This window comes from Actinacidiphila paucisporea, from assembly GCF_900142575.1.
GTDB classification, from domain to species: Bacteria; Actinomycetota; Actinomycetes; order Streptomycetales; family Streptomycetaceae; genus Actinacidiphila; species Actinacidiphila paucisporea.
The window spans coordinates 22,637-47,045 of sequence record NZ_FRBI01000005.1; the positions used below are offsets into that span (position 1 = coordinate 22,637).

The following is a 24,409-nucleotide window of genomic DNA, read 5'->3' on the forward strand; positions in this document are numbered from 1 at the left end:
GGCGCCCGGCTCCGGGACGGATCAGCGGCGGACGGTGGGCAGCCGCTGCTCGACCCAGATGATCTTGCCCTCCTTGGTGTAGCGGGTGCCCCACCGTTCGGCCAGCTGCGCGACCAGGAACAGGCCGCGGCCGCCCTCGTCGGTGGTCGCGGCGTACCGCAGGTGCGGGGAGGTGCTCGAGGTGTCGGCGACCTCGCAGATCAGGCTGCGGTCCAGCAGCAGGCGTACGTCGATCGGGCCGGTGGCGTAGCGGATCGCGTTGGTGATCAGCTCGCTGAGGATCAGCTCGGTGGTGAACGCCAGCTCGTCCAGGCCCCAGGCGGCCAGCTGCTCGTCGGCCCCCTCGCGTACCGCCCCCACCGCCGCCGGCTCGGTGGGCACGGACCACCGGGCGATGCAGTCGTCGGGCAGCGCGCGGGTCTCGGCCACCAGCAGCGCGATGTCGTCCGTGGGCGCGGCCGGCATCAGGGCGTTGAGCACCGCGTCGCAGCTCTCCTCCGTCGTACGCCCCGCCGTCCCGCTCAGCGCGGACCGCAGCAGGTCCAGGCCCACGTCGATGTCCCTGAAGCGGTCCTCGACCAGGCCGTCGGTGTAGAGCACCAGCCGGCTGCCCTCGGGCAACCGGTGCTCGATCGCCTCGAAGGGCAGCCCGCCCAGGCCCAGCGGCGGTCCGGCCGGCACGTCGAGCAGCTCCACCGAGCCGTCGGGGGCGACCAGCGCGGGCGGCAGGTGGCCGGCCCTGGCCAGCTGGCAGCAGCGGGTGACCGGGTCGTAGATCGCGTACAGGCAGGTCGCGCCGGCGATCGGCGCGTCGGCGCCGGGCGGCCCGGCACCGGCCGACTGGTCCTTGTCGATCCGGTTGACGAGGTCGTCCAGGTGCGCCAGCAGGTCGTCGGGCGGCAGGTCCAGCATCGAGAAGTTGAAGACGGCGGTCCGCAGCCGCCCCATGGTGGCCGCCGCGTGCATGCCGTGCCCGACGATGTCGCCGACCACCACCGCGACCCTCGCCCCCGCCAGCGGGATGACGTCGAACCAGTCGCCGCCGACGCCCGCCTGCGCGGGCAGGTAGCGGAAGGCGACGTCCAGCGCGTTCTGGTCGGGCGGTCCGTGCGGCAGCAGGCTCTGCTGGAGGTTCACCGCCATCGCCGTGTTGCCGGTGATGGCCGCGTCGAGCTGCTCCTGGGTGGTGTATTTGGTGTCGAAGAAGCCGGTGTTGCGCCCGACCCGGAGCACCGCCATCCGGTCGGCGACCGCCCGCACCTCGTCCACCTCCGGGCTGACCAGCAGCACTCCCAGGTGCTGGTCGCGCAGGCGCTGCACCAGCTCAAGCACCCGCGCGGCCTGGCGCGGCCCGAGCGCGGCCGTCGGCTCGTCGAGGATGATCAGTTCGGGTTCGCCGATCAGCGCCCGGGCGATGGCCACCCCCTGCCGCTGCGCGCCGGACAGCGACGCCACCGGCACGCGCAGGCTCTCGATGGGGATCGACAGCGCGTCCAGCAGGGTCCTGGCCCGCTTCTCCATCTTGATCTGGCTGAGCACGCCCAGGGTCCGCAACTCGCGCCCGAGGTAGAGGTTCTCGACGGTGTCGAGGTTGTCGCACAGGGCCAGGTCCTGGTGGATGGTGGCGATCCCCAGCTTCAGCGCGTCCTGCGGTCTTCGCAGGTCCACCGTCCGCCCGCGCCACTCCACGACCCCGACGTCCGCCTGCGTCACTCCGGCGATGACCTGGACCAGCGTCGACTTCCCGGCCCCGTTGCTGCCGACCAGGCCCACCGCCTCGCCCTCGTAGATCGTGAGGTCGACCTCGCACAGCGCCTGCACCGCACCGAACCGCTTGGAGACCCCGCGCACGGACAGCAGCGGGCTGTCGCTCACGCAAACCACCTCCCTGCCCCCGGGCGCACGCCGCCCCGCCTACCGAGTCTGCCCGGCGTACCGCCCCCACGCACCGTGGCAGGCACCGGATCGCCATCGCACCGTAATACAGGCGGGCGCCTGATATTCCGGGCGCCGCTGGGTGTGTCCGGCCCGGCTTGTCAGGCGGTCGGGTGCTGGTGGTCGTGCACGGCCGGCTGCCCGTACTGCTGCTGCGGCTGCTGCGCACTGGCCAGCAGCTGGTCGGCCTGCTCCTTCGACAGCTGCTGCGCGGCGCCGCAGAAGGTGCACTGCGTCACGTACTTCGTGCTGATGGGGAACAGCGGGATGAAGAACAGCGAGAACTTGGTGACGCGCTTCTTGAGCGAGTGCGCGGCCGGGTTCCCGCACCGCCCGCAGACCAGCGTGATCATCGCCAGGGTGTACAGATATCCCTTGGTGCCGAATACGATCATGTGAATTCCCCCTCGGATCGGTGTGCCGTCTGGGGAGAGTGTGCCCCACCGCGGGGACCTGGCGATATGCGGGTCCGCCACCGGAATTTCCCCCGCCACGCCCCGCGGCGGGCCCCCGCGGCGGGCCCCCGCGCCGGCCGGCGCGGCCCGCGGCCCGGTGCGGATCGCCGAGGAGCGCACCGGGCCGCCGGCCGTACCCCCCTATTCCGTGCGCAGGCTGGACGCCGTCGAGGTGCGGGCCGACCAGGTGGCCGGGAGGAGCGCGCCGGCCACCGCGATGGCCAGGCCGGACAGGGCGAGCAGCAGGACCGGGAGCGGGTGGTAGACGTGCAGGTCGGACGGGGGGATGTGGGTGCCGGCCGCGGTGCCCATGGCGGGGATGACGTAGTCGTGCAGGGCGATGCCGAGGGGGACGCCGACGACGCCCGCGACGGCGCCGATGCCGGCCACGGACGTGACGACCATGGCGACGGTCTGGCGCGGGGCCATGCCGAGGGCCTTCATGACGCCCAGGTCGTGGACGCGTTCGCGCGTGTCGAGGACCACCGTGTTGAGGACGCCCAGGCCGGCGACGGCCACCAGCATCACGGTGAGCATCGCGATCATCGTGTCCATCGCGATAACCGTGCCGCTGACCTGGCTGCTCTGCCCCACGGCCGTCACGCCGACGGGCCGCAGCGCGGTGTTGAGGTCCCGCAGGTAGGCCGCCCGGTCGGTGCCGTGGGCCAGGTGGACCTGGTAGGTGTCGGGGCGGGTGTCCGCGCCCAGGGCCGTGAAGGCGGCGGTGTCGGCCGCGACGCGCATGCCGCTCCCGTCGACGGTCAGCGCCTCGCCGACGATGCGCATCTGGACGCTGCGGCCGTCGCCTTCGAGGGTGACGGTGTCGCCGACGTGTTTGCCCGCGGCTTCCAGGAAGCGGCGGCCGACGACGAGCTGGCGCGGGCCGTCCAGCCAGTGGCCGGAGACCATCTGGAGGGCGCCCCAGGACGAGTCGCCCCGGTAGGTGGTGACGTCGACCGCGCCGGGCACGCCGGTGAAGGTCGCCCGCTGGTGGCCGGTGCCGAAGTAGCCGGCGGTGCCGGACTGCGCGGCGATGGCACGGCCGACGGCCGCCGCGTCGGCGGGGGCGGGCCGGTGCGAGGGGCCGCCGCCGGGCGGGGGGCCGGACGGGGGCGCGAAGGTGTCGACGGCGACCTCGCCGGGCGCGTCCCGGTTGAGGCCGTTCTGGATGGCCGACAGCGACGAGCCGAGCCCGAAGGCGAAGGTCACGCCGATCGCGCCGAAGGCGACCGCCGCCCAGATGGTCGCCGAGCGCGCGGGCCGGGCGAAGGGCCCCGCCAGGCCCAGGGTCAGGGCGCGCGACAGCGGCAGCCGGGACGCCAGCCGGGCGGCGAGGCGGCCCCTGCCGACCCGCGGGGTGCGGCCGATCGCGAGCGCCTCGACCGTCCGCAGCCGGGCCGCCCGCAGCGCCGGGGCCAGCGCGCTCGCCACGACCAGCGCGAGCACCCCCGCGGGCACCGCGAGGTCCAGCCACCAGGCGACGGTCAGCGACGCGGCACCGTACGCGTCGGAGGCCTGCGCCAGCAGCGGTACGGACGCCAGGTTGCCGACCACCACCCCCGAGGCCGTGCCGACCGTCGCGGGGATCAGCGCCTGGCCGACGTAGGCCCTGCCGACCTGGCCCGGCGTCAGGCCCAGCGACTTGAGCACCCCGATCCGCCGGGTGCCCGCGCTGACCGCGCCGCTGACCACGATGCCGATGATCAGCACCGACATCACCAGGCCGAGCACCCCGAAGGCGACGATGAAGGGCACGAAGGTCGCCGTCTCCTGGTCGGCGGTGTGCTTGGTGGCCAGGTACGACGCCGTCCCGGTGAGCGCGCCGCGCGGCACCGCGGCCGCCAGCGCGTCCCTGTCGCGGGACAGCTCGGCGCCGGTCCCGGCATGCGCGAAGCGGTAGAGCATCTCGTACGAGGGTGTGGCGCGAGGCCCGGTCAGCGCGGGGATCTCGGCGGGCGCGACCCACGCGTCCGCGGTCCTGCTGACCGACCGCGCGAGGCCGACGATCGTCAGCGACGGCTTGCCCGGCAGTCCGGGGAAGCTGACGGTGCCGCCGACCCGGCCCATGACGGGCCCGTCCTCCGCCTTGGTGAGCACGATCTGCCCGGGCCCGGTGACCCAGTGGCCCTGGTCGAGCGTGACCGCGTCGACCGGGCCGCCCCCGGCCGCGCGGCCCGCGATCGTCAGCGGCGGCAGGCCCTCCATGACCATCCCGTCCGAGGCGAACCGCGGGGACGCCGAGACGACGGCGAAGGGTCCGGCCGCGGCGGTCACCCCGGCGGTGTGCGCGGTCGCGGCGATCTGGGCCCCGGTCGCCTTCGTGCCGTCGAATCGGCCCGTCAGGTGCGCGCCGTGCTGCTCGGCGAAGGCGTGGTCGAAGGGTGCCCGCGAGGCGACCACCAGGCCGCCCGCCATGATCGAGGCGGTGACCGCCGTCATCGTGGTCAGCACCATGACGACGGTCTGCACCCGCCGCCGCCCGACCCCGGCCCGTACGACCTTCCCTAGCGCGCTCACCGCGCCACCGCCGCGGACCCGCCGGCCGTGCCGTCCGCGTGGCCGCCGTGTCCCCGGCCGGGGCGGGCGGCCGTCCCGCCGCCCCCCACGTCGCGCACGATGTGCCCGTCGACCAGCTCGATCGTGCGGCTCGCGCACGCCTCCGCCAGCGCCAGGTCGTGCGTGACCAGCAGGATCGTCTGGCCGTCGTCGTTCAGCTCGGTGAGCAGCTCGCGCACCTCCGCGCCCGACGCGGTGTCCAGGGCGCCGGTCGGCTCGTCGGCGAGCAGCAGTGCGGGGCGGTTCATCAGGGCGCGCGCGACCGCGACCCGCTGCCTCTCCCCGCCGGAGAGCCGGCCCGGGTAGGCGCGGGCGTGCCGGGCGATGCCGAGCAGGTCGAGCAGTTCCGCCGCCCGCGCCCTGGCCTGCGCCCGGCCCGCGCCGACCAGCTGCGAGGGCAGCAGCACGTTGTCGGTCACCGTCAGGTCGTCGAGCAGGTTGAAGAACTGGAAGACCATGCCGATCCGCTCCCGCCGGAAACGGGCCGACCCGGTCTCGCCGAGCTGGTCCACCCGGACCCCGTCGACGGTGACGCTGCCGCCGGTCGGACGGTCCAGGCCCGCGATCAGGTTGAGCAGCGTCGACTTGCCGCTGCCCGAGGGGCCGAGCACCGCCAGCGCCTCGCCCGCCCGTACGGTCAGCGAGAGACCGTCGAGCGCGGCGGGGCCGTCGTCGTAGGTTTTCCGCACCTCGCGGATGTCGATGATGGGCGTGCTGCTGCTCACGTGGGGTCCTCCCCGTACGGGCCGGTTGTGCGGTACGGCCGACGCTAGGGTCGGCACGTCCGGCGCCGCGTCGGCCGGCCTGTGGATCCCCGGTACCGCGGTGGGCGGACGGCGGACGGTGTCATCCCGGAGAGGTACGCGGAAGTCGTACGCCGCCGGGGCCGCACCGGTCGGCCGGGGGATGTACCAGGTCACGCGGCCCCGGCACACTGGGCCGGTGACGACAACCCAGCCGGTCGCCGCCCGGATCAGGGCCGCGCTGGCACCGCTGTGGCGCCCGGCGCCGCCCGCGCCCGACGCGCCGCAGCGGCTGTCGCGCTGGGCGTGGGTCGCCGACGTGACGCTCGCGGTCTTCCTGGCCGCCACCACCGTCTACGCCACCGCCAACGGCGCCACCGACACGTCGGGGCCCGACGGCCCCGCCTTCGTCGTCGGCCGCGACGGGCGACCCGTGCCGCCGATCCCGCCGCTGCCGCCCGTACCGCGCCCCGACCAGCTGAAATACCCCTACATCGCCGGAGTGCGCCACACCGAGCTGGCCGCGGCCCCCGGCTGGCTGCTGGTGCTCGCCGCACTGACCGCGCTGCCGCTGGTGCTGCGCCGCCGCTACCCGGCCGCGGCCTTCACCGCGGTCCTGGCCACCACCGTGGTCTTCCACTGGGCCGAGCAGGAGTCCTGGGCGCCGTACAGCGCCGACGCCCCCACCGTCTTCACCTTCGTCGCCTGCCTCATCGCCGCCTACAGCGCCGCCCTCTACAGCCCCTACCGGCGGTTCACCACGGTCGCGCTGCTCGCCGGCGGCGCTCTGATGGCGGCGCTCCACGAGTCGAACGTCCCCGGCATCACGCCCGGCTTCGTCCCCTTCGTGGTGCTGGTGCCGCTCGGGCTCGCCGCCAACACCATGCACACCTGGCGGCAGCGGCTGCGCACCATGGAGGCCGACAAGGAGGCCGCGACCCGGCTCGCGGTGGACCTGGAACGCGCCAGGATCGCCCGCGAGCTGCACGACGTCGTCACCCACAACGTCAGCATGATGACCGTGCAGGCCGGCGCCGCCCGCACCGTGCTGACCGCCCAGCCCGAGCTGGCCAGGGAGGCGCTGCTCGCCGTGGAGTCCGCCGGCCGGGCCGCGATGTCCGAGCTGCGCCATGTGATGGGCCTGCTCGCCATGACCTCGCAGACCTCCGACACCCCCACCGCCGACCTCGCCCCGCAGCCGGGTCTCGGCCAGGTCGGCGTGCTGGCCGAGCGGGTGCGCGGCACCGGCGTCCCGGTCGACCTCACCGTCACCGGCGCCCCCGTCCCGCTGCCCGCGGGCGTCGACCTGGCCGCCTACCGCGTCGCGCAGGAAGCCCTCACCAACACCGTCAAGCACGCCTCGGGAGCGAGCGTCACCATCACCGTCGACTACCTGCCCGGCGAGGTCCGCGTCGAGGTCGCCGACACCGGCGGCGCCCCCTCCCCGTCCGCCGGCACCGGCAACGGCCGCGGCCTCATGGGCCTGCGCGAGCGCCTCGCCGTCTACGGCGGCACCCTCGACGCGGGACGCCGTATGACCGGTGGCTACCGGGTCCGGGCCGTCATCCCGGTAGGAGACGCATGAACACGCAGCCACCGCCCCTGCGGGTCGTCATCGCCGACGACCAGGGCCTGGTCCGCACCGGCTTCCGCATGATCCTCACCGCGGCGGGCATCGAGGTCGTCGCCGAGGCCGCCGACGGCGAGCAGGCCGTCGACGCGGTACGCCGCACCCGGCCCGACCTGGTCCTGATGGACATCCGCATGCCGGGGCTCGACGGCCTCGAAGCGACCCGGCGCATCCTCACCGGCCGCACCGCGGACGAGCCGCGCATCGTCATCCTGACGACCTTCGACCTCGACAGTTACGTCTACGCGGCGCTGGCGGCGGGGGCGAGCGGCTTCCTGCTCAAGGACGTCACGCCCGAATACCTCGTCGCCGCGGTCCGCCTGGTCCGCGCCGGCGACGCGCTCCTCGCCCCCGCGATCACCCGGCGCCTGGTCGAGCGCTTCGCCGCCGCGGGCGGCCGCGGCGCCTCCACCGTCCACCGCGACCTCGCGGCGCTGACACCGCGCGAGCTGGAGGTCCTGCGCATGCTGGCGGGCGGCCTCAGCAACGCGGAGCTGGCGCGGGCCCTGGGGGTGAGCGAGGCGACCGTCAAGACGCACGTCACCCGGATCCTCTCCAAACTGGCGCTGCGCGACCGCGCGCAGGCGGTCGTCGCCGCCTACGAGTCCGGCCTCATCACCCCGGGCACCACCCAGCGCCCCTGACCTCAGCCGGCGGCGTCCTCCAGCGCCTGGAATTCCTCGTCGGTCAGGACGAGGCCCGCGGCGGCGGTGTTCTCCTCCAGGTGCGCCACCGACGAGGTGCCGGGGATCGGCAGCATGACCGGGGACCGGCGCAGCAGCCAGGCGAGGGCCAGCTGGGAGGGGGCCGCACCGTGGTCGGCGGCGATCCGGGTCAGCGGGCTGTCGGAGCCGGCAAGCGCCCCGGTGGCCAGCGGGAACCACGGGATGAAGGCGATGCCCTGCGCCTCGGCATAGGCGAGTACGCCCTCGGCGGCGCGGTCGGCGAGGTTGAAGCGGTTCTGGACCGAGACGATGGTCGCGGTGGCCGCGGCCTCCTCGATCTCGGCGACGGTCACCTCGCTCAGCCCGATGTGCCGGATCTTGCCCTCTCGCTGGAGCGCGGCCAGCTCGCCGACCTGCTCGGCGACCGGCACCTTCGGGTCGATGCGGTGCAGCTGGAGCAGGTCGATGCGCTCGACGCCGAGGTGGCGCAGGCTCAGCTCGACCTGCTGCCGCAGATACTCCGGGCGCCCGATCGGCACCCACTGCCCGGGGGCCGGGCGGGAGAAGCCGGCCTTCGTGGCGATGACCAGGTCGTCGGCGTAGGGGTGCAGGGCCTTGCGGAGCAGCAGGTCGGCGGTGAAGGGGCCGTAGGCGTCGGCGGTGTCGATGAAGTTGATCCCCAGCTCGGAGGTGCGCTTCAGCACCCGCACGGCTTCGTCCGGATCCCGCGGGTCCCCCCAGACTCCCGGCCCGGTCAGCTGCATCGTCCCGTAGCCGAGCCGGGTCACGGGCAGGTCCCCGCCGAGCAGGAAGCTCCCCGAAGCAGAAGCCGAAGCAGAAGCCGCTGTCGCGGTGGTGCGGGGTGTGGTCTCTGGCATGTCGAGCTCCTCGGGAGGTGTACTGGCGTGACGAACACTAGGGCCTGCGCGCCTCCGGTATTTCCGGCCCGAGGCCGCGGCCCGCGGTCGTCCGAACGCCGGTTCGGTGAAGCTCCCCGGCGGGGGCGGCTGTTGACAGCACAGGTTTATCGGCCATACTGCCCGCCGTGGAGCAGCGCACAGGTTCGATCACACCGGCGATACACCCCGCAGGGACCGATCCGGCATTCGTGCCAGGTCTCCTGCCCCCGCGTCCTGCCGCGGACGAGGTGAAAGCCTCGGAACCGGCCGAGGATGCCCCGCCCGAGGAGGCCGCGGCCGAGGTCGCGGAAGAGGTCGTCGCGGCCCCCGCGGCAGAGCCGGAAACGGCGGCCGAGGAGGAGGACGAGGACGAGGACCGCGGCGAGCCGCTCTTCGAGATCTCGGACCGCCGCGCGACGATCCTGGCCGACCGGGTCGGCATCGTCTTCCGGCTGGACGGCGAGGAGGCCGACTTCACCTGGGACGAGATCGGCGCGGTCGAGATCGACACGCCGCGTTTCAGCAAGCGGTTCGTGGTGACCGTCTACACGGGCCCGCGCCGCTGGTTCGAGGCGCATGTCGAGGCGAAGTCCCGCGGCCTGCTGAAGACCTGGACGGCCGAGCTGGACGCCGTACTGGACGAGCACTTCGAGGAACCGGAGGACGAGGCGGTCGCGGCACAGGACGACGAGGCCGGGGCCGTAGCCGAGGCCGCCGAAGGCGGGAAGGCCGCCGAGGACGGGAAGACCGCCGCCGAGGCGTGACCTCGGCCGTGGCGGAAGACCCGGCGGCGTCAGGGAACGGCCGCCGGCGTTAAGAACGCGTAGAGAAAAGTCGTGCGGCGCCCCGCGGACAGCCCGGGCGCCGCACGCTGACCGAGGCTCCCGCACCTGTTCTCCCGCGGCCGGACCATGCCGTGGGGGTGCGGTGGCGCGCACGGTCGACGGTGACCAGGTTGCGTACGCTGCCAGGCCGTCCTTCGTCGGGCGGCCTGCTTCACCACGCCTTGTCGCCCGGCGACGGCGCCGCACGACAGGAGCACGGTCCATGGCCACCACCGCCGGGACGGAACGCGGCAGGTTCCGTTCGTGGTTGCTCGAGGGCCTGTCCGACATGGCCAGGCACCAGCACCAGGAGCCGGGCAGCGAGGGCAGGCAGCAGCCCGCACACCAGGGGCAGCGCTGGTGGCGGGTGATGTGCCTGACCGGTGTCGACTACTTCTCCACCCTCGGCTACCAACCGGGCATCGCGGCGCTCGCCGCCGGGCTGCTGTCGCCGATCGCGACGATCGTGCTGGTGATCGTGACGCTCGCGGGCGCGCTGCCGGTCTACCGCAGGGTGGCGGAGGAGAGCCCGCACGGAGCGGGCTCGGTGTCGATGCTGGAGCGACTGCTGTCGTTCTGGCAGGGCAAGCTGTTCGTGCTGGCCCTGCTGGGCTTCGCGGCCACCGACTTCCTGATCACCATCACCCTGTCCGCGGCGGACGCCTCGACCCACCTGGTGGAGAACCCGCACTTCACGTCCAGTCTCGGCGGCCACCAGATGGTGATCACGCTGGGCCTGATCGCCCTGCTGGGCGCGGTCTTCCTGAAGGGCTTCCTGGAGGCCGTCGGGGTGGCCGTGGTCCTGGTCGGGATCTATCTGGCGCTGAACGTGGTCGTGGTGGTGGACGGCCTGTGGCACGTGCTGACCGCCGCACACCTGGTGACGGACTGGACGCACGGGCTGACCGTGGAGCGCGGCAACGTCTTCGTGATGATCGGCGTGTCGCTGCTGATCTTCCCCAAGCTGGCGCTCGGCATGTCCGGCTTCGAGACCGGTGTCGCGGTGATGCCGCACGTCAAGGGCGGCGCCGACGACACCGAGGAGCATCCGGCGGGGCGGATCCGCGACACCAAGAAGCTGCTGACGACCGCCGCGCTGATCATGAGCGTCTTCCTGATCGCGACCAGCTTCCTGACCACCGTGCTGATCCCGAAGGCGGACTTCGAGGCGGGCGGCCCGGCCAACGGCCGCGCGCTGGCCTATCTGGCGCACCAGTACCTGGGCTCGGGTTTCGGCACGGTCTACGACTTCTCCACCATCGCCATCCTCTGGTTCGCCGGCGCCTCGGCGATGGCGGGCCTGCTCAACCTGATGCCGCGCTATCTGCCGCGCTACGGCATGGCGCCGCACTGGGCGGGCGCGGTGCGGCCGATGGTGCTGGTCTTCACGCTGGTCGCCTTCCTGGTGACGTGGATCTTCGACGCCAGCGTCGACAAGCAGGGCGGCGCGTACGCGACCGGTGTGCTGGTGCTGATGAGTTCCGCGGCCATCGCGGTGACCATCGCGGCCCGCAAGGCGCGGCAGCGGCGGTGGACCGTCGGCTTCGGCGTGATCGCGGTGGTGTTCCTCTACACGACCGTGGTCAACGTCGTGGAGCGGCCGGACGGTGTCAAGATCGGCGCCTGCTTCATCGCGGGCATCATGCTGGTGTCGTTCCTGTCCCGGCTGGCCCGCGCCTTCGAGCTGCGGGTGACCAGCGTGCGGCTGGACCCGATGGCCGAGCGCTTCGTGCGGGACATCGCCACCCGCAGGGTCCGCTTCGTCGCCAACGAGCCGGGGCTGCGGGACGCCGCCGAATACCGCGAGAAGCTCGCCCAGATCCGGCTGGACAACGACATCCCGGCCGAGGACGACCTGGTCCTGGTGGAGGTCACCATCATGGACGCGTCGGAGTTCGAGTCGGCGCTGACCGTACGCGGCCAGGTGCTGCACGGGCGCTACCGGGTGCTGTCGCTGGAGAGCTCGTCGGTGCCCAACGCGCTGGCCGCGCTGCTGCTGCACGTACGGGACGTCACCGGGTGCAAGCCGCACGTCTACTTCGAGTGGACCGAGGGCAGCCCGTACGCGAACTTCCTGCGCTTCCTCCTCTTCGGCCACGGCGAGGTCGCCCCGGTCACCCGGGAGGTGCTGCGGGAGGCGGAACCCGACCGGTCCCGCCGCCCGAAGGTGCACGTCGGCTGACGCCGGGGCGGCACCGGCGCGTCAGCGCCAGCCGTACAGCTCCTTGAGCCGGTTGACCACCAGGTTGAAGCGGCCGCGGTCCAGGGCGCAGGCCTCGCGGCGCATGCCCTGCTCGTGCAGGCGCAGCACCCGGTCGACGTCGACCCAGGAGTCGCGCCCCTCGCGGTCCCAGGGGCCCGCGCCGATCGCGACCCACTCGCGGTCGTGGTCGTGGCGCTTGCTGGAGAGCCGGACGGCCAGCAGGGTGCCGGCCGCCTCGCGGGCCACCACCAGGACCGGGCGGTCCTTGCCGCGGCCGTCGTTCTCCTCGAAGGGCACCCAGGTCCAGACGATCTCACCCGGGTCGGGGTCGCCGTCGTGGGCCGGGGCGTAGGCGGTACGCACCCGGCCCACCTCGTGCGGGTCGGCGTCGGTGGTGGCGTACGGGCCGGTGGCGCCGGGGGACTCGGGGTGGTGGCTGTCGGTGAAGGTCGTCACGGCCCCGACGCTACCGGGCCGCGTCGGGCCGTCACCAGCGGTGGTGCACCTGGGCCCGGATCCGCCGGTCGTACAGGTCGCGTACGCCGTCGAGCACGGCGGGCGGCAGCTCGGGCAGGGCGGCGGCGGCCGCGTTGGCCCTGGCCTGCTCGACGGAGCGGGCACCGGGGATCACCGACGTCACGCCGGGCTGCTGGATGATCCAGCGCAGCGCGGTCTGCGCGGGGGTCGCGCCCTCCGGAGCGAGGCCGCCGAATTCCACCGCGGCCTCCAGGCCGGTCTCGTAGTCGACACCGGAGAAGGTCTCGCCCTGGTCGAAGGCCTCGCCGTGCCGGTTGTACGCGCGGTGGTCGTCGGCGGCGAAGACGGTGTCCCGGGTGTACTTGCCGGTGAGCAGCCCGGACGCCAGCGGCACCCGGGCGATGATGCCGACGCCGGCCCGCCCGGCCGCGGGCAGCACCTGCTCCAGCGGCTTGAGCCGGAAGGGGTTGAGGATGATCTGCACGCTCGCCACACCGGGGCGGGCGATGGCCGCGAGCGCCTCCTCGCAGGTCTCGACGCTGACCGCGTAGGCGGCGACGCGCTGCTCGGCCACCATCGTGTCGAGGGCGTCGTAGAGCGCGTCGGAGTCGTAGACGGCGGTGGGCGGGCAGTGCAGCTGCACCAGGTCGAGGGTGTCGACGCCCAGGTTGGCGCGGGAACGATCGTTCCACGCGCGGAAGTTGTCGAGGGTGTAGTTCTCGGGGCGCTGCTCGGCACGGCGGCCCATCTTGGTGGCGACGAAGATCCCGGCGTCCGGCCGGTCCTTGAGGTAGCGGCCGATCAGCTGCTCGCTGCGGCCGTCTCCGTAGACGTCCGCGGTGTCGAAGAAGGTCACGCCCGACGCGACGGCGGCGTCCAGCACCGCGATCGCGTCGGCCTCCTTCACGTCACCCCAGTCGGCGCCGAGCTGCCAAGTGCCGAGGCCGACGACGGACACCGGCTTGCCGGTCCTGCCCAGTACGCGCTGTTCCATGGCCTCGATGCTACGACGGCTCCCGGTACCGCCCCGTGCCGGGCGGGACCGGGAGCCTGCCGGCCGTCCGGGCTCAGCCGGACAGGCCGTCCAACGCCCGGTTCAGGTCGAGGACGTTGACCCGGGGCTCGCCGAGGAAGCCGAGGTCGCGGCCGTGGACGTGGTCCGCGACCAGTGCGCGGACGTCGGCGACCGGCAGGCCACGGGCCTCGGCGACCCGGTTCACCTGCTCATAGGCGTAGGCGGTGGAGACGTCCGGGTCGAGGCCGGAGCCCGAGGCCGTCAGGGCGTCCGCGGGGACGTCCTGCGGGCGTACGCCGTCGAAGGCGGCGACAGCCGCGCGGCGCTGGGCGATCGCCTTGACCAGGCCCGGGTCGTTCGGCCCGAGGTTGGACGCGCCCGAGGCCAGCGGGTCGTACGCACCCGCCGAGGGGCGCGGCTGGAAGAACCTCGGGTCCGGCCTCGCCGCCTCACCGGCGTCGTCCGGGTTCTTCTTCGGCAGGTCGAAGCTCTGGCCCAGCAGGCTGGAGCCGACGGCCTTGCCGTCCCGGGTCACCACCGAGCCGTTGGCCTGGTGGGGGAAGGCCGCCTGGGCGACACCGGTGACGGCCAGCGGGTAGAGCACGCCGGTGATCACGGTGAGCACCAGCAGCATCCGCAGCGCCGACAGGTGGCGGCGGACGGCCGGGCGGAGGGAGTGGGCCATGTCGAACACCTTCTTTCGTGGATCGGGTCCGCCGGATCAGCGCAGTCCGGGGACGAACTGGATGACCAGGTCGATGAGTTTGATGCCGGCGAAGGGCAGGACCAGCCCGCCGATTCCGTAGACGCGGATGTTGCGGCCCAGCAGCTTCGAGGCCGACGAGGGCCGGTAGCGCACCCCGCGCAGCGCCAGCGGGATCAGCCCGATGATGATCAGCGCGTTGAAGATGATCGCCGAGGCGATCGCGGAGGTCGGGCTGTGCAGGCCCATGACGTTGAGCTTGTCCAGGCCCGGGTAGGCCACCGCGAACATCGCGGGGATGATCGCGAAGTACTTCGCGACGTCGTTGGCGATCGAGAAGGTCGTGAGCGCCCCCCGGGTGATGAGCAGCTGCTTGCCGATCTCGACGATCTCGATGAGCTTGGTGGGGTCGGAGTCCAGGTCCACCATGTTCCCGGCCTCCTTCGCGGCCGAGGTGCCGGTGTTCATGGCCACGCCGACGTCCGCCTGGGCCAGCGCGGGCGCGTCGTTCGTACCGTCGCCGGTCATCGCGACCAGCTTGCCGCCGGCCTGCTCGCGCTTGATCAGCGCCATCTTGTCCTCGGGGGTGGCCTCGGCGAGGAAGTCGTCCACGCCCGCCTCCTGCGCGATGGCCTCGGCCGTCAGCGGGTTGTCGCCGGTGATCATCACCGTGCGGATGCCCATCCGGCGCAGCTCCCCGAAGCGCTCCCGCATCCCGGCTTTGACGACGTCCTTGAGGTGGATGACGCCCAGCACGGTCGCGGTTGTCCGGCCGTCGCGGTGCACCACCTCGCCGACGACCAGCGGGGTGCCGCCGCCGGCCGCGATGGCGTCGGTCATCGGGCCGACGTCGGCCGTGGGGTGGCCGCCGTTCTCCTCGATCCAGTGCAGGACTGCGGAGGCCGCACCCTTGCGCAGCTCCCGCCGGTCGCCGTCCTCGGCCAGGTCGACGCCGCTCATCCGGCTCTGCGCGGTGAAGGGCACGAACTCGGCGCGCCCACCCGGCTGCCGCCCCCGCAGGCCGTACCTCTCCTCGGCCAGCACCACCACCGAGCGGCCCTCGGGGGTTTCGTCGGACAGCGAGGCGAGCTGGGCGGCGTCGGCGAGTTCGTCGATGGTGACACCGGCGACCGGCAGGAAAGCGGCGGCCTGGCGGTTGCCGAGGGTGATGGTGCCGGTCTTGTCCAGCAGCAGGGTGGTGACGTCGCCCGCGGCCTCGACCGCGCGCCCGCTCATCGCCAGGACGTTGCGCTGCACCAGCCGGTCCATGCCCGCGATGCCGATCGCGGACAGCAGCGCGCCGATCGTGGTCGGGATCAGCGCGACCACCAGCGCCACCAGGACGACGAGCGACTGCTCGGCCCCGGCGTAGACCGCCAGCGGCTGGAGGGTGACGACAGCCAGCAGGAAGACCACGGTCAGCGAGGCGAGCAGGATGTTCAGCGCGATCTCGTTGGGCGTCTTCTGCCGGGAGGCGCCCTCGACCAGGGCGATCATGCGGTCGATGAAGGTCTCGCCCGGCTTCGAGGTGATCTTGACGACGACCCGGTCGGACAGCACCCTCGTCCCGCCGGTGACGGCGCAGCGGTCGCCGCCGGACTCGCGGATGACGGGCGCGGACTCGCCCGTGATCGCCGACTCGTCGACCGACGCGATGCCCTCGACGACGTCGCCGTCGCCGGGGATGACCTGGCCGGCCTCGACCACGACGTGGTCGCCGAGCCGCAGCCCCGCCGCGGGCACCGGCTCCTCGGCGGGCGCGCTGTCGCCGTGCCGCCAGCCGACCAGGCGGCGGGCGACGGTCTCGGTCCTGGTCTTGCGCAGCGTCTCGGCCTGCGCCTTGCCGCGCCCCTCGGCGACGGCCTCGGCGAGGTTGGCGAAGACCGCGGTCAGCCACAGCCACACGGTGATCACCCAGGGGAAGACCCCCGGGTCCTTGACCGCCGAGGCCGTGGTCAGCACGGCGCCGACCTCGACCACGAACATCACCGGGTTTTTGACCATGATCCGCGGGTCGAGCTTGCCGAACGCGCCGGGAAGTGAGGTGAGCAGCTGCTTCGGGTCGAGCAGCCCGCCGGAGACGCGGTGCGGCTCCTGCTGCCGGGCGGCGGCCCCGCCGCCGGACGGGACCGGCTGCGGCCGGTCGGTGGTCAGGGACATCAGTGCAGACCTTCCGCGAGCGGACCCAGCGCGAGCGCGGGGAAATAGGTGAGGCCGACGACGATCACGATGACGCCGGTCAGCAGGCCGACGAACTGCGGCCGGTGGGTGGGCAGCGTCCCCGCGGTGACCGGGACCGGCTGCTGTCGGGCCAGCGAACCGGCCAGCGCCAGCACGAAGATGATCGGCAGGAAGCGGCCGAAGAGCATCGCCAGTCCCAGCGCGGTGTTGTACCAGTGGGTGTTGACGCCGATGCCGGCGAAGGCGGAGCCGTTGTTGTTGGCCGCGGAGGTGAAGGCGTACAGCACCTCGGAGAAGCCGTGCGGCCCGGAGTTGAGCATCGAGGCGCGCTCGCCCTTGAGCGACATCGCCGTCCCCGTGCCGATCAGCACGATCGCGGGGGTGGCCAGGATGTAGAGGGAGGCGAACTTCATCTCCCGCGCGCCCAGCTTCTTGCCGAGGTATTCGGGAGTGCGGCCGACCATCAGGCCGGCCACGAAGACCGCGATGACCGCCAGCACGAGGATGCCGTAGAGGCCCGAGCCGGTGCCGCCGGGGGCGATCTCGCCGAGCATCATGTTGAAGATCGTCATCCCGCCGCCGCCGGGCGAGAACGAGTCGTGGAAGGAGTTCACCGCACCGGTCGAGGTCAGTGTCGTGGAGGCGGCGAAGAGGGCCGAGGCCCAGATGCCGAATCTCTGCTCCTTGCCCTCCAGCATCCCGCCGGCCGAGTGGCCCGCGGTGCTGCTCACGCTGTGCAGCTCGTTGACCGTGATCAGCGCGACCGAGGCGGCCCAGATCAGGCCCATCACGGCGAGGACCGCGTAGCCCTGCCGGTGGTCGCCGACCATCCTGCCGAAGGTGCGCGGCAGCGAGAACGAGATGGCCAGCAGGAGGTAGATCTCCAGGAGGTTGCTGGTCCCGTCGGGGTTCTCGAAGGGGTGGGCGGAGTTGGCGTTGTAGAAGCCGCCGCCGTTGGTGCCCAGCTCCTTGATGGCCTCCTGCGAGGCCACCGGGCCGCCGGTCAGCGCCTGCTTGTCGCCGACCAGGGTGCCGATCTCGTGGATGCCGTGGAAGTTCTGCACCGCGCCCGTCGCGACCAGCACGATCGCGAAGACGAACGCCATCGGCAGCAGCAGCCGCACCACGACCCGCGTCAGGTCGACCCAGAAGTTCCCCACCCGGTCGGTGCGCCTGCGGGTGAAGCCGCGGATCAGCGCGGCCACCACCGCGATCCCCACCGCGGCCGACACGAAGTTCTGCACCGCGAGACCGGCCATCTGGACCAGGTGGCCCATCGTGACCTCACCGCTGTACGACTGCCAGTTGGTGTTCGTCACGAAGGAGGCGGCGGTGTTGAACGCCTGGTCGGCCTTGACCGGCGCGAAGCCCAGCGACAGCAGCAGGTGGTTCTGCAGCCGCTGGAAGCCGTAGAGGAACAGGACGCAGACCGCGGAGAAGGCCAGCACGCTGCGCAGGTACGCGCCCCACTGCTGGTCGGCCTCGGCGTCGACGCCGCCGAGCCGGTAGAGGACCTTCTCCACCGCCAGGTGCTTGCCCGCGGTGAGGATACGGGCCATGTAGTCGCCCAGCGGGCGGTAGGTCAGCGCCAGCGCCGCGATCAGCACGGTGATCTGGAGCCAGCCCGCGAGAGTGTCGTTCATCTAGAACTTCTCCGGGAAGATCAGGGCCAGCACGAGATAGCCGAGCAGGCAGCAGGCCACGACGAGGCCGACGGCGTTTTCCACGCTCACAGCCGCCCGACCCCCCTGGCGACGAGTGCGAGCACGGCGAAGACCGCGATCGTCACGGTGATGAACACGAGATCGGACATGTCGGTGGCACCCCAGGTGGTGACGTACGGATACGGCTGACGGGGCCGCTGCGGCCCTGTCCCATACGGTCACCCCGCACCGGCGTGCGGCCGCGTTCGTTGACGCTTCCCTTGCGCGGGAGGCGCCGCCATTGACGTGCCCTTGACGGTTTGCGGCCGCGGGGGGTGGGCGTACGCTCGAACATGGTGAGGAATGAGGGCAAAACGGGCGGAGGTGCGACGATGACACGGTTCGGAACGCGGCGATCACCGATGCAGGAGCCGCTGACCCCGTTGGAGGACACCCATTCCGACTCCGAGGCCGACCACCGCCGCGCCCTGGTTCTCAGCGAGGTGGCCGCCGAGGGCCCCATCGGCCTCTACCGCGTGCTGCGCCGTGCCGTCTCCGGGGACACCGACGCGGCAGGCATCCGCGTCTCTGGCCTGGTCCGCGCGCTCCCGGGCGTCACCTTCATGGACTCGCACGACCTGCTGCTCCAGGCCCACATCGCCGACGCCGCCCTCGCCGGGCACCTCACGCCTGGCCAGCGGGTGGCCCTGTGCTCGGTGATCGACCGTACCGAACACCTGTACGACCACCCGCGCACGTGAGGGGTGTGCCCGGCCGGGCGCACCCCTCGACGCAGGCCGTTCCTACCAGGCGAAGGCCTCCGGTGACGGACCGGGGCCAGGGAAGATGCCGTCGAGTTCGGCCGGCAGTCCGTCGGACAGGTCAAGGTCGAGGGCGCGCAGCGCCGAGGTCAGGTGGGCCGGGGTGCGGGGGCCGACGATCGGGGCGGTCACACCGGGACGGGTGAGCAGCCAGGCCAGGGCGACCTCGCCGGGCTCCAGGCCGTGCTCGTCGCACAGGTCCTCGTACGCCTGCACCTTCGCGCGGACCGCCGGGTCCGCGAGGCCCGCCGCCGAGCGGCCGGTCGACGTCCGGGAACCGCCGCCCTCGCGTTCCTTGCGCAGTGCGCCGCCCAACAGCCCCTGGTTCAGGGGCGACCAGGGGATGACGCCGAGGCCGTACGCCTGCGCCGCCGGGATGACGTCCATCTCGGCGGTGCGCTGAGCGAGGTTGTAGAAGCACTGCTCGCTGACCAGCCCGAGCGAATTGCGCCTGCGCGCCGCCTCGTTGGCCTGGGCGATGTGCCAGCCGGCGAAGTTGCTCGACCCGGCGTAGAGGATCTTGCCCTGGGCGACCAGGACGTCGACGGCTTGCCAGATCTCGTCCCAGGGCGTGGCCCGGTCGACGTGGTGGAACTGGTAGACGTCGATGTGGTCGGTGCCCAGCCGACGCAGGCTCGCCTCGACCTCGCGCCGGATGTTCAGCGCCGAGAGGTGGTCGTGGTTGGGCCAGGACTGCTCGCGCCAGGAGGTGCCGTCGTTGGTCATGTTGCCGTAGAGCTTGGTGGCCAGCACGACCTTGTCCCGCCGCCCGCCGCCCTTGGCGAACCAGCCGCCGAGCACCTCCTCGGTGAGCCCCTTGCGGCCCTCGTCGCCGTAGATGTTCGCGGTGTCGAAGAAGTTCACCCCGGCGCCCAGTGCGGCGTCCATGATCGCGTGCGCGGTACCCTCGTCGGTCTCCGAGCCGAAATTCATCGTCCCGAGCACGACACGGCCGACCTTGAGGCCGGTGCGGCCCAGCTGGGTGTATTCCATAGCGGCCAAGACAACACCCTGGAGTGCGCTCGATGGCAAGGGCTACGGCACGGGCCGTGTTGCGTGGCTCCGCCGGGCCGCAGACCCGGCCCGGCCCGTCACCGGAAGCCGCCGCTACACGTCCAGGTGCGCGTTGGCCGCGCGGGCGGACGGCGCCAGGTCGGGCATCTCCACGACCTCGGCTCCCGCTGCGGTCAGTAGCTCGACGCCCTGGCAGTCGGCGACGAAGAGGTCGGGTTCGCGCCAGGCGATCACCACCCGGGGGATACGGGCGGCGACGATCAGGCGAGCGCAGGGGAGCGGGCGGGAGCGGCGCTCCGAGCACGGTTCGAGGGTGCTGTAAAGGGTCGCGGTGGTCAGCCGGGGGTCGTCGGGCGGGAGTTTGGCGAGGGCCGACTCCTCGGCGTGGACGTGCGGGTCGCTCTCGCGGCTGTAACCGCTGCTGATCTCCCTGCCGTCGGCGCCGACGATGATCGCACCGACGTTGAAGGCACCCGCCGCAGGTGGGCACTTGCGGGACAGCTCGATCGCGCGGGACATCCACGCGTGGTCGGTGGCCGGGTCCTGCGTCACGGGTGCGTCTCCTCGGGTACGGGTTCGGTGCGCGGCTTGGGCGCGTATCGCAGCAGCACCACGTCGCCGATCGTGCGGGTGCCGAGCAGCGTCAGCCGGTTGGTGGAGCCGCCGGGGTAGTCGGCGGCGCCCAGGAAGCGGGGCGCGGCGGGCTGGCCGACGAGCAACGGCGCTATGGCCAGGTGCACTTCGTAGGCCAGACCCGCCGCGAGGAACTGCGTGTGGCTCGACGTGCCTGTCCGAGGCTTTCCGACCTCTTCCTCCACCGTCCCGGCCACGGTCCTGAGCATGGTCGAGGCCCTGGAAGTCCAGGACGGCGACCGCGTGCTCGAAATCGGTACCGGAACCGGGTATTCGACCGCGCTGATGTGCCACCGGCTCGGCGAGGACAACGTCACCAGTGTGGAGGTGGACCCCGACGTCGCCGGCCGGGCGGACGCCGCGCTGGAGGCGGCAGGCTACTCGACCTGGACGGTCACCGGAGACGGCCTGCTCGGCCACCCGTACCGCGCCCCGTACGACAAGGTGATCGCGACCTGCGCGGTCCGCCGCATCCCCTACGCCTGGGTCCAGCAGACCCGACCCGGCGGGACCATTCTGGCCACAGTGGGCTCCTGGCCGTACGGCACCGGTCTGGCAAGGCTCACGGTCATGGACGACGGGACGGCCGAGGGCCTGATCATCGGGCGTTCCTCCTTCATGCCGGCCCGTTCGCAGGCCGTGGCGCCGCTCGCCGGGGATCTGTCCGCCCGGGCCGCCTACGCGGACACCGAGCGCCGCACGCCGATCGCGCCGCGGCTGCTGGAGGAATGGACGCCGGCCTTCCTCGCCCAGCTCGGCGCTCCCGGCGCCCTGCCGCTCCAGGCGGTGAGTGCCGACAGCGGGCGGACGGTGCACTACCTGTTCGATCCCGAGCGGGAGTCCTTCGCCGAGCTGACGGAGGACGCCACCGGTTGGACCGTCCGCCAGGGCGGCCCCGTGGCCCTCTGGGACGCCGTCGAGCAGGCCCTCACCGCCTGGCAGGACTCCGGCCGATCGGGCATCGGTACGGTACGGCTCCGCGTCACCGCCGAGGCGCACTCCTACTGGATCGGCGACGAAGCGGCCCTGCGGTGGGAGCACCGTCTGACGTGACGACTGCGATCAGCACGACGATCCGGAGAGCCACGATCGGCGCCGACCCGTGCGAGCCCACCGAGACGGAGTGCACTCCGGGCTACGACGGGCAGGCCCGGGCCGATGACTGGTCCGCCACCGGCCGCCCACGTCGTCCCCCGGCGGCGGGAAAAAGGGGTGGGCCGACGGCAGTCGGGCTGCTAAGTTGCACTCGACCGCGACTCCGTCCCGAGGAGGTGAGACCCCGTGAACGCTGTATCCATGTGGGTGCTCCCCCTCCCGTCACGGTCGGGCGACTGACGCTGGTGTCGCCGGGAGCGCCTCGACAACAGGGCACTCCCGAAAGGCACCACCTGTGCATTCTCTGCAGTTCACCGCCGAGTCCTCGTCGAACGGCCTGCTTCAGCGCGACTTCACCGTGGGCGGTGTCCCCGGTGTCCTCTGGTCGCCGGCCCATGCTGGGGGCGAGCGCGCGCCCCTGGTCCTGATGGCCCACGGCGGCGGCAACCACAAGACGCACCCGGCGATGGCCGGACGCGCGCGGCTCCTCGTCACCGGCTGCGGCTTCCACGTCGCCGTCATCGACGCACCCGGGCACGGCGACCGGCCGCGTACGGCGCACGACGAGGCGGAAATCGCCGAGCTGTTCCGGGCGCGGGCGGCGGGCGAGCCGGAAGGCCCGATCGTCGTGCGCTACAACGACCACCTGGCGCAGCTCGCCGTACCCGAATACCGGGCGACGCTGGACGCCCTCCAGGAGCTCCCGGAGATCGGCGGCGCGGGGCCGGTCGGCTTCTGGGGCATCAACATGGGCACCGCGATCGGCGTTCCGTTTGTGGCGGCCGAGCCCAGGATCACCGCCGCGGTCTTCGGCCAGCACTGGCCCGACGTCCTGGCCGAGAAGGCGAAGCTGATCACGATTCCGATCGAGTACGACATGCAGTGGGACGACGAGCACATCTCGCGCGAGGAGGGCCTCGCGCTCTTCGACGCCTTCGCCTCGGCGGAGAAGTCGTTGCACGTGAATTCGGGCAGGCACAAGGAGTTGCCCCGGTTCGAGGCCGACAGCGCGGCCCGCTTCTTCGCCCGGCACCTCGGCGCAGCCGTCACCGCGTCGGCCTGACCTGACCGGTCGCGGCGCCACCCGGCGAACGGGCACGCCGCGACCGCGAGGTCCGCCACCACCGCTCCGGGTTCCAAGCCCCCCGACGCCGCCGCGGAGTGATGAGGCGGCCCTCCGTCCGAGCGCCGCACGGACTCGTCAGACCGCGCGCGGGTTGCCCGCGATGATCGGCCTCGCCGCGCTGTGGGCGGTCTTCGAGGTCGGCTACTACGGGCTGTACGTGTGGTTCGTCGGCCGCCTGCAGCACGTCATCTCGCGGGCGGCCGTACGCAGGCGGCTGGAGCAGGTCTCCGGCGGAGTCCTGCTGCTGCTCGGCATACGGATGGCCGTCGAGGGCTGAGGGTGCCCCCTGCGGTCACCTCGCCGCCGGGGCGCCGCGGACCGTGAGGTCGGCCAGCAGGGACTCCGTGGCGGCCGCCACCGCGTCAACCGCCGCGTCGAAGGCCTCCTGGTTGTGGGCCGCGGGGGCGCGGAAACCGGAGATCTTGCGTACGTACTGCAGGGCGGCCGCGCGGATGTCCTCGTCGTGGACCTCGGGGGTCATCGGGGGGCGCAGGGTCTTGATGCTTCGGCACATGCCTCCAGTGTGCCGCGCGGGTCCGACAGCCCGGCCCCGTCGGCCGCCCGGCGCCGGGAGGGGGCCGGGCCGCGCTCGGCCGGCGGAAAGCCCGCGCTCGACCCGGAACGTCAACAACCCGCCCGCTCCTGCCTCTTGGCTCACACCCGGCACCGGTGCTTCAATGCCTTCCATTGGTTAGGAACCTTTCCTAACCGCACAGCCACGCACCGCAGTGGCCGCCCCGCCACGGGCGCGGCCGGAAACGGAGACGCACGTGCACCAGTCCCCCCACGGAACCACCGCCACCACTGGTACCACCAGCACCCGACGCGGCCACCGCGCCTCGCGGCCCAGCCGCCGCATCGCCCTGATCGCCGCGGCCGGCGTACTGGCCGGCGGCGGCGCCTCGCTCGCGCTCGCCGGCAGCGGCCAGGCGGCGACCCCCGCCGCGGCGCAGCACCGTACGAACGCGGCGGCGCCCGCGGCCACCGGCACCGGCCTGGCCGACCCGCACAAGAAGGAGATCGCGATGGAGCTGGTCTCCTCCGCCGAGAACTCCTCGCTGGACTGGAAGGCCCAGTACAAGTACATCGAGGACATCGGCGACGGCCGCGGCTACACCGCCGGCATCATCGGCTTCTGCTCCGGCACCGGCGACATGCTGGAGCTGGTCCAGCACTACACCGACCTCGAACCCGGCAACGGGCTGGCGAAGTACCTGCCCGCACTGGAGCGGGTGAACGGCACCGACTCGCACTCGGGCCTCGGCTCGGCCTTCGTCAGCGCCTGGAAGACCGCCGCGAAGGACACCGTCTTCCAGCAGGCGCAGAACGACGAGCGCGACAGCGTCTACTTCAACCCGTCGGTGAACCAGGCCAAGTCCGACGGCCTGGGCACCCTCGGGCAGTTCATCTACTACGACGCCATCGTCATGCACGGCCCCGGCGACGACTCCGTCAGCTTCGGCGGCATCCGCAAGACCGCGATGAAAAAGGCCAAGACCCCGGCGCAGGGCGGCAACGAGACCACCTACCTCAACGCCTTCCTCGACGCCCGCAAGGCCGCGATGAAGACCGAGGACGCGCACGACGACACCAGCCGCGTCGACACCGAGCAGCGCCCGTTCCTCCAGGCGGGCAACCTCAACCTCGACCCGCCGCTGCACTGGAAGACCTACGGGGACTCGTACCAGATCCTCACCCTGCCGTAACGGCGGGCAGCGGCCCGGACGCGCCCGCCATCCCGCGTCCGGGCCGCTGCTAGGCTCCGCGTACGCCCGCAGAGGTCCGATGTCT

22 protein-coding genes and 2 pseudogenes are annotated in these 24,409 nt (G+C 72.6%); 9 read left to right on the plus strand and 15 right to left on the minus strand.

The window, feature by feature from the left end; all coding sequences use genetic code 11:
* Positions 1-21: 21 nt before the first annotated feature.
* The 4 genes from BUE44_RS39735 to BUE44_RS09830 form a co-directional block, all read right to left on the minus strand.
* Positions 22-1,884, minus strand: a complete 1,863-nt coding sequence (locus tag BUE44_RS39735) for a SpoIIE family protein phosphatase (protein WP_079189630.1) — start codon at positions 1,882-1,884, stop codon at positions 22-24.
* A gap of 152 nt (positions 1,885-2,036) precedes the next feature.
* A complete protein-coding gene (locus BUE44_RS09820; RefSeq protein WP_073496276.1) occupies positions 2,037-2,330 on the minus strand; it encodes a zinc-ribbon domain-containing protein in 294 nt (97 codons plus the stop codon).
* A 201-nt stretch (positions 2,331-2,531) separates the two neighbouring features.
* Positions 2,532-4,907 carry an ABC transporter permease gene (locus BUE44_RS09825; protein ID WP_079189631.1) on the minus strand — a complete coding sequence of 792 codons (2,376 nt, stop codon included), beginning with the start codon at positions 4,905-4,907 and terminating at the stop codon, positions 2,532-2,534.
* Positions 4,904-5,671: an ABC transporter ATP-binding protein gene (locus BUE44_RS09830; RefSeq protein WP_200804384.1), complete on the minus strand. Its 768-nt coding sequence runs from the start codon at positions 5,669-5,671 to the stop codon at positions 4,904-4,906. Before BUE44_RS09830 ends, BUE44_RS09825 begins: the two co-directional genes overlap by 4 nt.
* A gap of 217 nt (positions 5,672-5,888) precedes the next feature.
* On the opposite strand from BUE44_RS09830, the gene BUE44_RS09835 reads away from it, so the two are divergent.
* Both BUE44_RS09835 and BUE44_RS09840 read left to right on the plus strand, forming a co-directional pair.
* On the plus strand, positions 5,889-7,274 hold the full coding sequence (locus tag BUE44_RS09835) for a sensor histidine kinase (protein WP_235002000.1): 1,386 nt from the start codon (positions 5,889-5,891) through the stop codon (positions 7,272-7,274).
* Positions 7,271-7,963, plus strand: coding sequence for a response regulator (locus BUE44_RS09840; protein WP_073496278.1), 693 nt, complete (start codon positions 7,271-7,273; stop codon positions 7,961-7,963). Before BUE44_RS09835 ends, BUE44_RS09840 begins: the two co-directional genes overlap by 4 nt.
* Positions 7,964-7,965: 2 nt before the next feature.
* On the opposite strand, the gene BUE44_RS09845 is transcribed toward BUE44_RS09840, so the two are convergent.
* The gene (locus BUE44_RS09845) at positions 7,966-8,862 is read right to left on the minus strand and encodes an aldo/keto reductase (protein WP_073496280.1); all 897 of its coding nucleotides are present in this window, start codon (positions 8,860-8,862) and stop codon (positions 7,966-7,968) included.
* 230 nt (positions 8,863-9,092) lie between these two features.
* Between BUE44_RS09845 and BUE44_RS09850 the strand changes: the two genes are divergently transcribed.
* Both BUE44_RS09850 and BUE44_RS09855 read left to right on the plus strand, forming a co-directional pair.
* A complete protein-coding gene (locus BUE44_RS09850; RefSeq protein ID WP_235002001.1) occupies positions 9,093-9,647 on the plus strand; it encodes a hypothetical protein in 555 nt (184 codons plus the stop codon).
* A gap of 283 nt (positions 9,648-9,930) precedes the next feature.
* Entirely contained in the window at positions 9,931-11,889 is a 1,959-nt protein-coding gene (locus BUE44_RS09855) for an APC family permease (RefSeq protein ID WP_073496283.1), read from the plus strand.
* Between the two features lie 21 nt (positions 11,890-11,910).
* Here BUE44_RS09855 and BUE44_RS09860 read toward each other — a convergent pair whose 3' ends face one another.
* The 6 genes from BUE44_RS09860 to kdpF form a co-directional block, all read right to left on the minus strand.
* Positions 11,911-12,366: a type II toxin-antitoxin system PemK/MazF family toxin gene (locus BUE44_RS09860; protein ID WP_073496285.1), complete on the minus strand. Its 456-nt coding sequence runs from the start codon at positions 12,364-12,366 to the stop codon at positions 11,911-11,913.
* A gap of 31 nt (positions 12,367-12,397) precedes the next feature.
* On the minus strand, positions 12,398-13,381 hold the full coding sequence (locus BUE44_RS09865; protein WP_073496287.1) for an aldo/keto reductase: 984 nt from the start codon (positions 13,379-13,381) through the stop codon (positions 12,398-12,400).
* A 73-nt stretch (positions 13,382-13,454) separates the two neighbouring features.
* Complete coding sequence (gene kdpC, locus BUE44_RS09870) at positions 13,455-14,087, minus strand: potassium-transporting ATPase subunit KdpC (RefSeq protein ID WP_073496817.1); 633 nt, start codon at positions 14,085-14,087, stop codon at positions 13,455-13,457.
* A 36-nt stretch (positions 14,088-14,123) separates the two neighbouring features.
* Positions 14,124-16,265, minus strand: coding sequence for a potassium-transporting ATPase subunit KdpB (kdpB, locus tag BUE44_RS09875; protein ID WP_073496289.1), 2,142 nt, complete (start codon positions 16,263-16,265; stop codon positions 14,124-14,126).
* Positions 16,265-17,929, minus strand: a complete 1,665-nt coding sequence (gene kdpA, locus BUE44_RS09880) for a potassium-transporting ATPase subunit KdpA (protein WP_073496291.1) — start codon at positions 17,927-17,929, stop codon at positions 16,265-16,267. Before kdpA ends, kdpB begins: the two co-directional genes overlap by 1 nt.
* Positions 17,930-18,019 carry a K(+)-transporting ATPase subunit F gene (gene kdpF / locus BUE44_RS36385; protein WP_107415667.1) on the minus strand — a complete coding sequence of 30 codons (90 nt, stop codon included), beginning with the start codon at positions 18,017-18,019 and terminating at the stop codon, positions 17,930-17,932. It lies immediately after the preceding gene.
* 302 nt (positions 18,020-18,321) lie between these two features.
* Between kdpF and BUE44_RS09890 the strand changes: the two genes are divergently transcribed.
* Entirely contained in the window at positions 18,322-18,690 is a 369-nt protein-coding gene (locus BUE44_RS09890) for a hypothetical protein (protein WP_143172492.1), read from the plus strand.
* A gap of 42 nt (positions 18,691-18,732) precedes the next feature.
* Here the strand turns inward: BUE44_RS09890 and BUE44_RS09895 are convergent, their stop codons facing one another.
* The 3 genes from BUE44_RS09895 to BUE44_RS09905 all read right to left on the minus strand — a co-directional run bounded on the left by BUE44_RS09895 (position 18,733) and on the right by BUE44_RS09905 (position 20,606).
* Positions 18,733-19,743, minus strand: a complete 1,011-nt coding sequence (locus BUE44_RS09895) for an aldo/keto reductase (protein ID WP_073496296.1) — start codon at positions 19,741-19,743, stop codon at positions 18,733-18,735.
* A 114-nt stretch (positions 19,744-19,857) separates the two neighbouring features.
* The gene (locus tag BUE44_RS09900; RefSeq protein ID WP_235002003.1) at positions 19,858-20,316 is read right to left on the minus strand and encodes a deaminase; all 459 of its coding nucleotides are present in this window, start codon (positions 20,314-20,316) and stop codon (positions 19,858-19,860) included.
* On the minus strand, positions 20,313-20,606 hold the full coding sequence (locus BUE44_RS09905) for a dihydrofolate reductase family protein (RefSeq protein WP_107415675.1): 294 nt from the start codon (positions 20,604-20,606) through the stop codon (positions 20,313-20,315). The genes BUE44_RS09900 and BUE44_RS09905 overlap by 4 nt, the downstream gene beginning before the upstream one ends.
* Between BUE44_RS09905 and tgmC the strand changes: the two are divergent.
* The 3 genes and pseudogenes from tgmC to BUE44_RS09920 all read left to right on the plus strand — a co-directional run.
* Positions 20,551-21,450, plus strand: a pseudogene (tgmC, locus tag BUE44_RS09910) (ATP-grasp peptide maturase system methyltransferase); the annotation flags it as partial. The gene BUE44_RS09905 and the pseudogene tgmC overlap by 56 nt on opposite strands.
* A gap of 337 nt (positions 21,451-21,787) precedes the next feature.
* Entirely contained in the window at positions 21,788-22,555 is a 768-nt protein-coding gene (locus BUE44_RS09915) for an alpha/beta hydrolase family protein (protein WP_073496298.1), read from the plus strand.
* 154 nt (positions 22,556-22,709) lie between these two features.
* A pseudogene (locus tag BUE44_RS09920) lies at positions 22,710-22,895 on the plus strand (LysE family translocator); the annotation flags it as partial.
* Positions 22,896-22,910: 15 nt separating this feature from the next.
* Here BUE44_RS09920 and BUE44_RS09925 read toward each other — a convergent pair.
* The gene (locus BUE44_RS09925) at positions 22,911-23,132 is read right to left on the minus strand and encodes a DUF2277 family protein (protein WP_073496301.1); all 222 of its coding nucleotides are present in this window, start codon (positions 23,130-23,132) and stop codon (positions 22,911-22,913) included.
* A 256-nt stretch (positions 23,133-23,388) separates the two neighbouring features.
* On the opposite strand from BUE44_RS09925, the gene BUE44_RS09930 reads away from it, so the two are divergent.
* A complete protein-coding gene (locus BUE44_RS09930) occupies positions 23,389-24,324 on the plus strand; it encodes a chitosanase (RefSeq protein ID WP_073496303.1) in 936 nt (311 codons plus the stop codon).
* Positions 24,325-24,409 lie beyond the last annotated feature (85 nt).

Coding starts and splice junctions, on each gene's coding strand:
- BUE44_RS09820 (WP_073496276.1), bottom strand. CDS start 2,330: ATGATCGTATTCGGCACCAAGGGATATCTGTACACCCTGGCGATGATC.
- BUE44_RS09840 (WP_073496278.1), top strand. CDS start 7,271: ATGAACACGCAGCCACCGCCCCTGCGGGTCGTCATCGCCGACGACCAG.
- BUE44_RS09845 (WP_073496280.1), bottom strand. CDS start 8,862: ATGCCAGAGACCACACCCCGCACCACCGCGACAGCGGCTTCTGCTTCG.
- BUE44_RS09855 (WP_073496283.1), top strand. CDS start 9,931: ATGGCCACCACCGCCGGGACGGAACGCGGCAGGTTCCGTTCGTGGTTG.
- BUE44_RS09865 (WP_073496287.1), bottom strand. CDS start 13,381: ATGGAACAGCGCGTACTGGGCAGGACCGGCAAGCCGGTGTCCGTCGTC.
- kdpC (WP_073496817.1), bottom strand. CDS start 14,087: ATGGCCCACTCCCTCCGCCCGGCCGTCCGCCGCCACCTGTCGGCGCTG.
- kdpB (WP_073496289.1), bottom strand. CDS start 16,265: ATGTCCCTGACCACCGACCGGCCGCAGCCGGTCCCGTCCGGCGGCGGG.
- kdpA (WP_073496291.1), bottom strand. CDS start 17,929: ATGAACGACACTCTCGCGGGCTGGCTCCAGATCACCGTGCTGATCGCG.
- BUE44_RS09890 (WP_143172492.1), top strand. CDS start 18,322: ATGACACGGTTCGGAACGCGGCGATCACCGATGCAGGAGCCGCTGACC.
- BUE44_RS09895 (WP_073496296.1), bottom strand. CDS start 19,743: ATGGAATACACCCAGCTGGGCCGCACCGGCCTCAAGGTCGGCCGTGTC.
- BUE44_RS09905 (WP_107415675.1), bottom strand. CDS start 20,606: ATGCTCAGGACCGTGGCCGGGACGGTGGAGGAAGAGGTCGGAAAGCCT.
- BUE44_RS09925 (WP_073496301.1), bottom strand. CDS start 23,132: ATGTGCCGAAGCATCAAGACCCTGCGCCCCCCGATGACCCCCGAGGTC.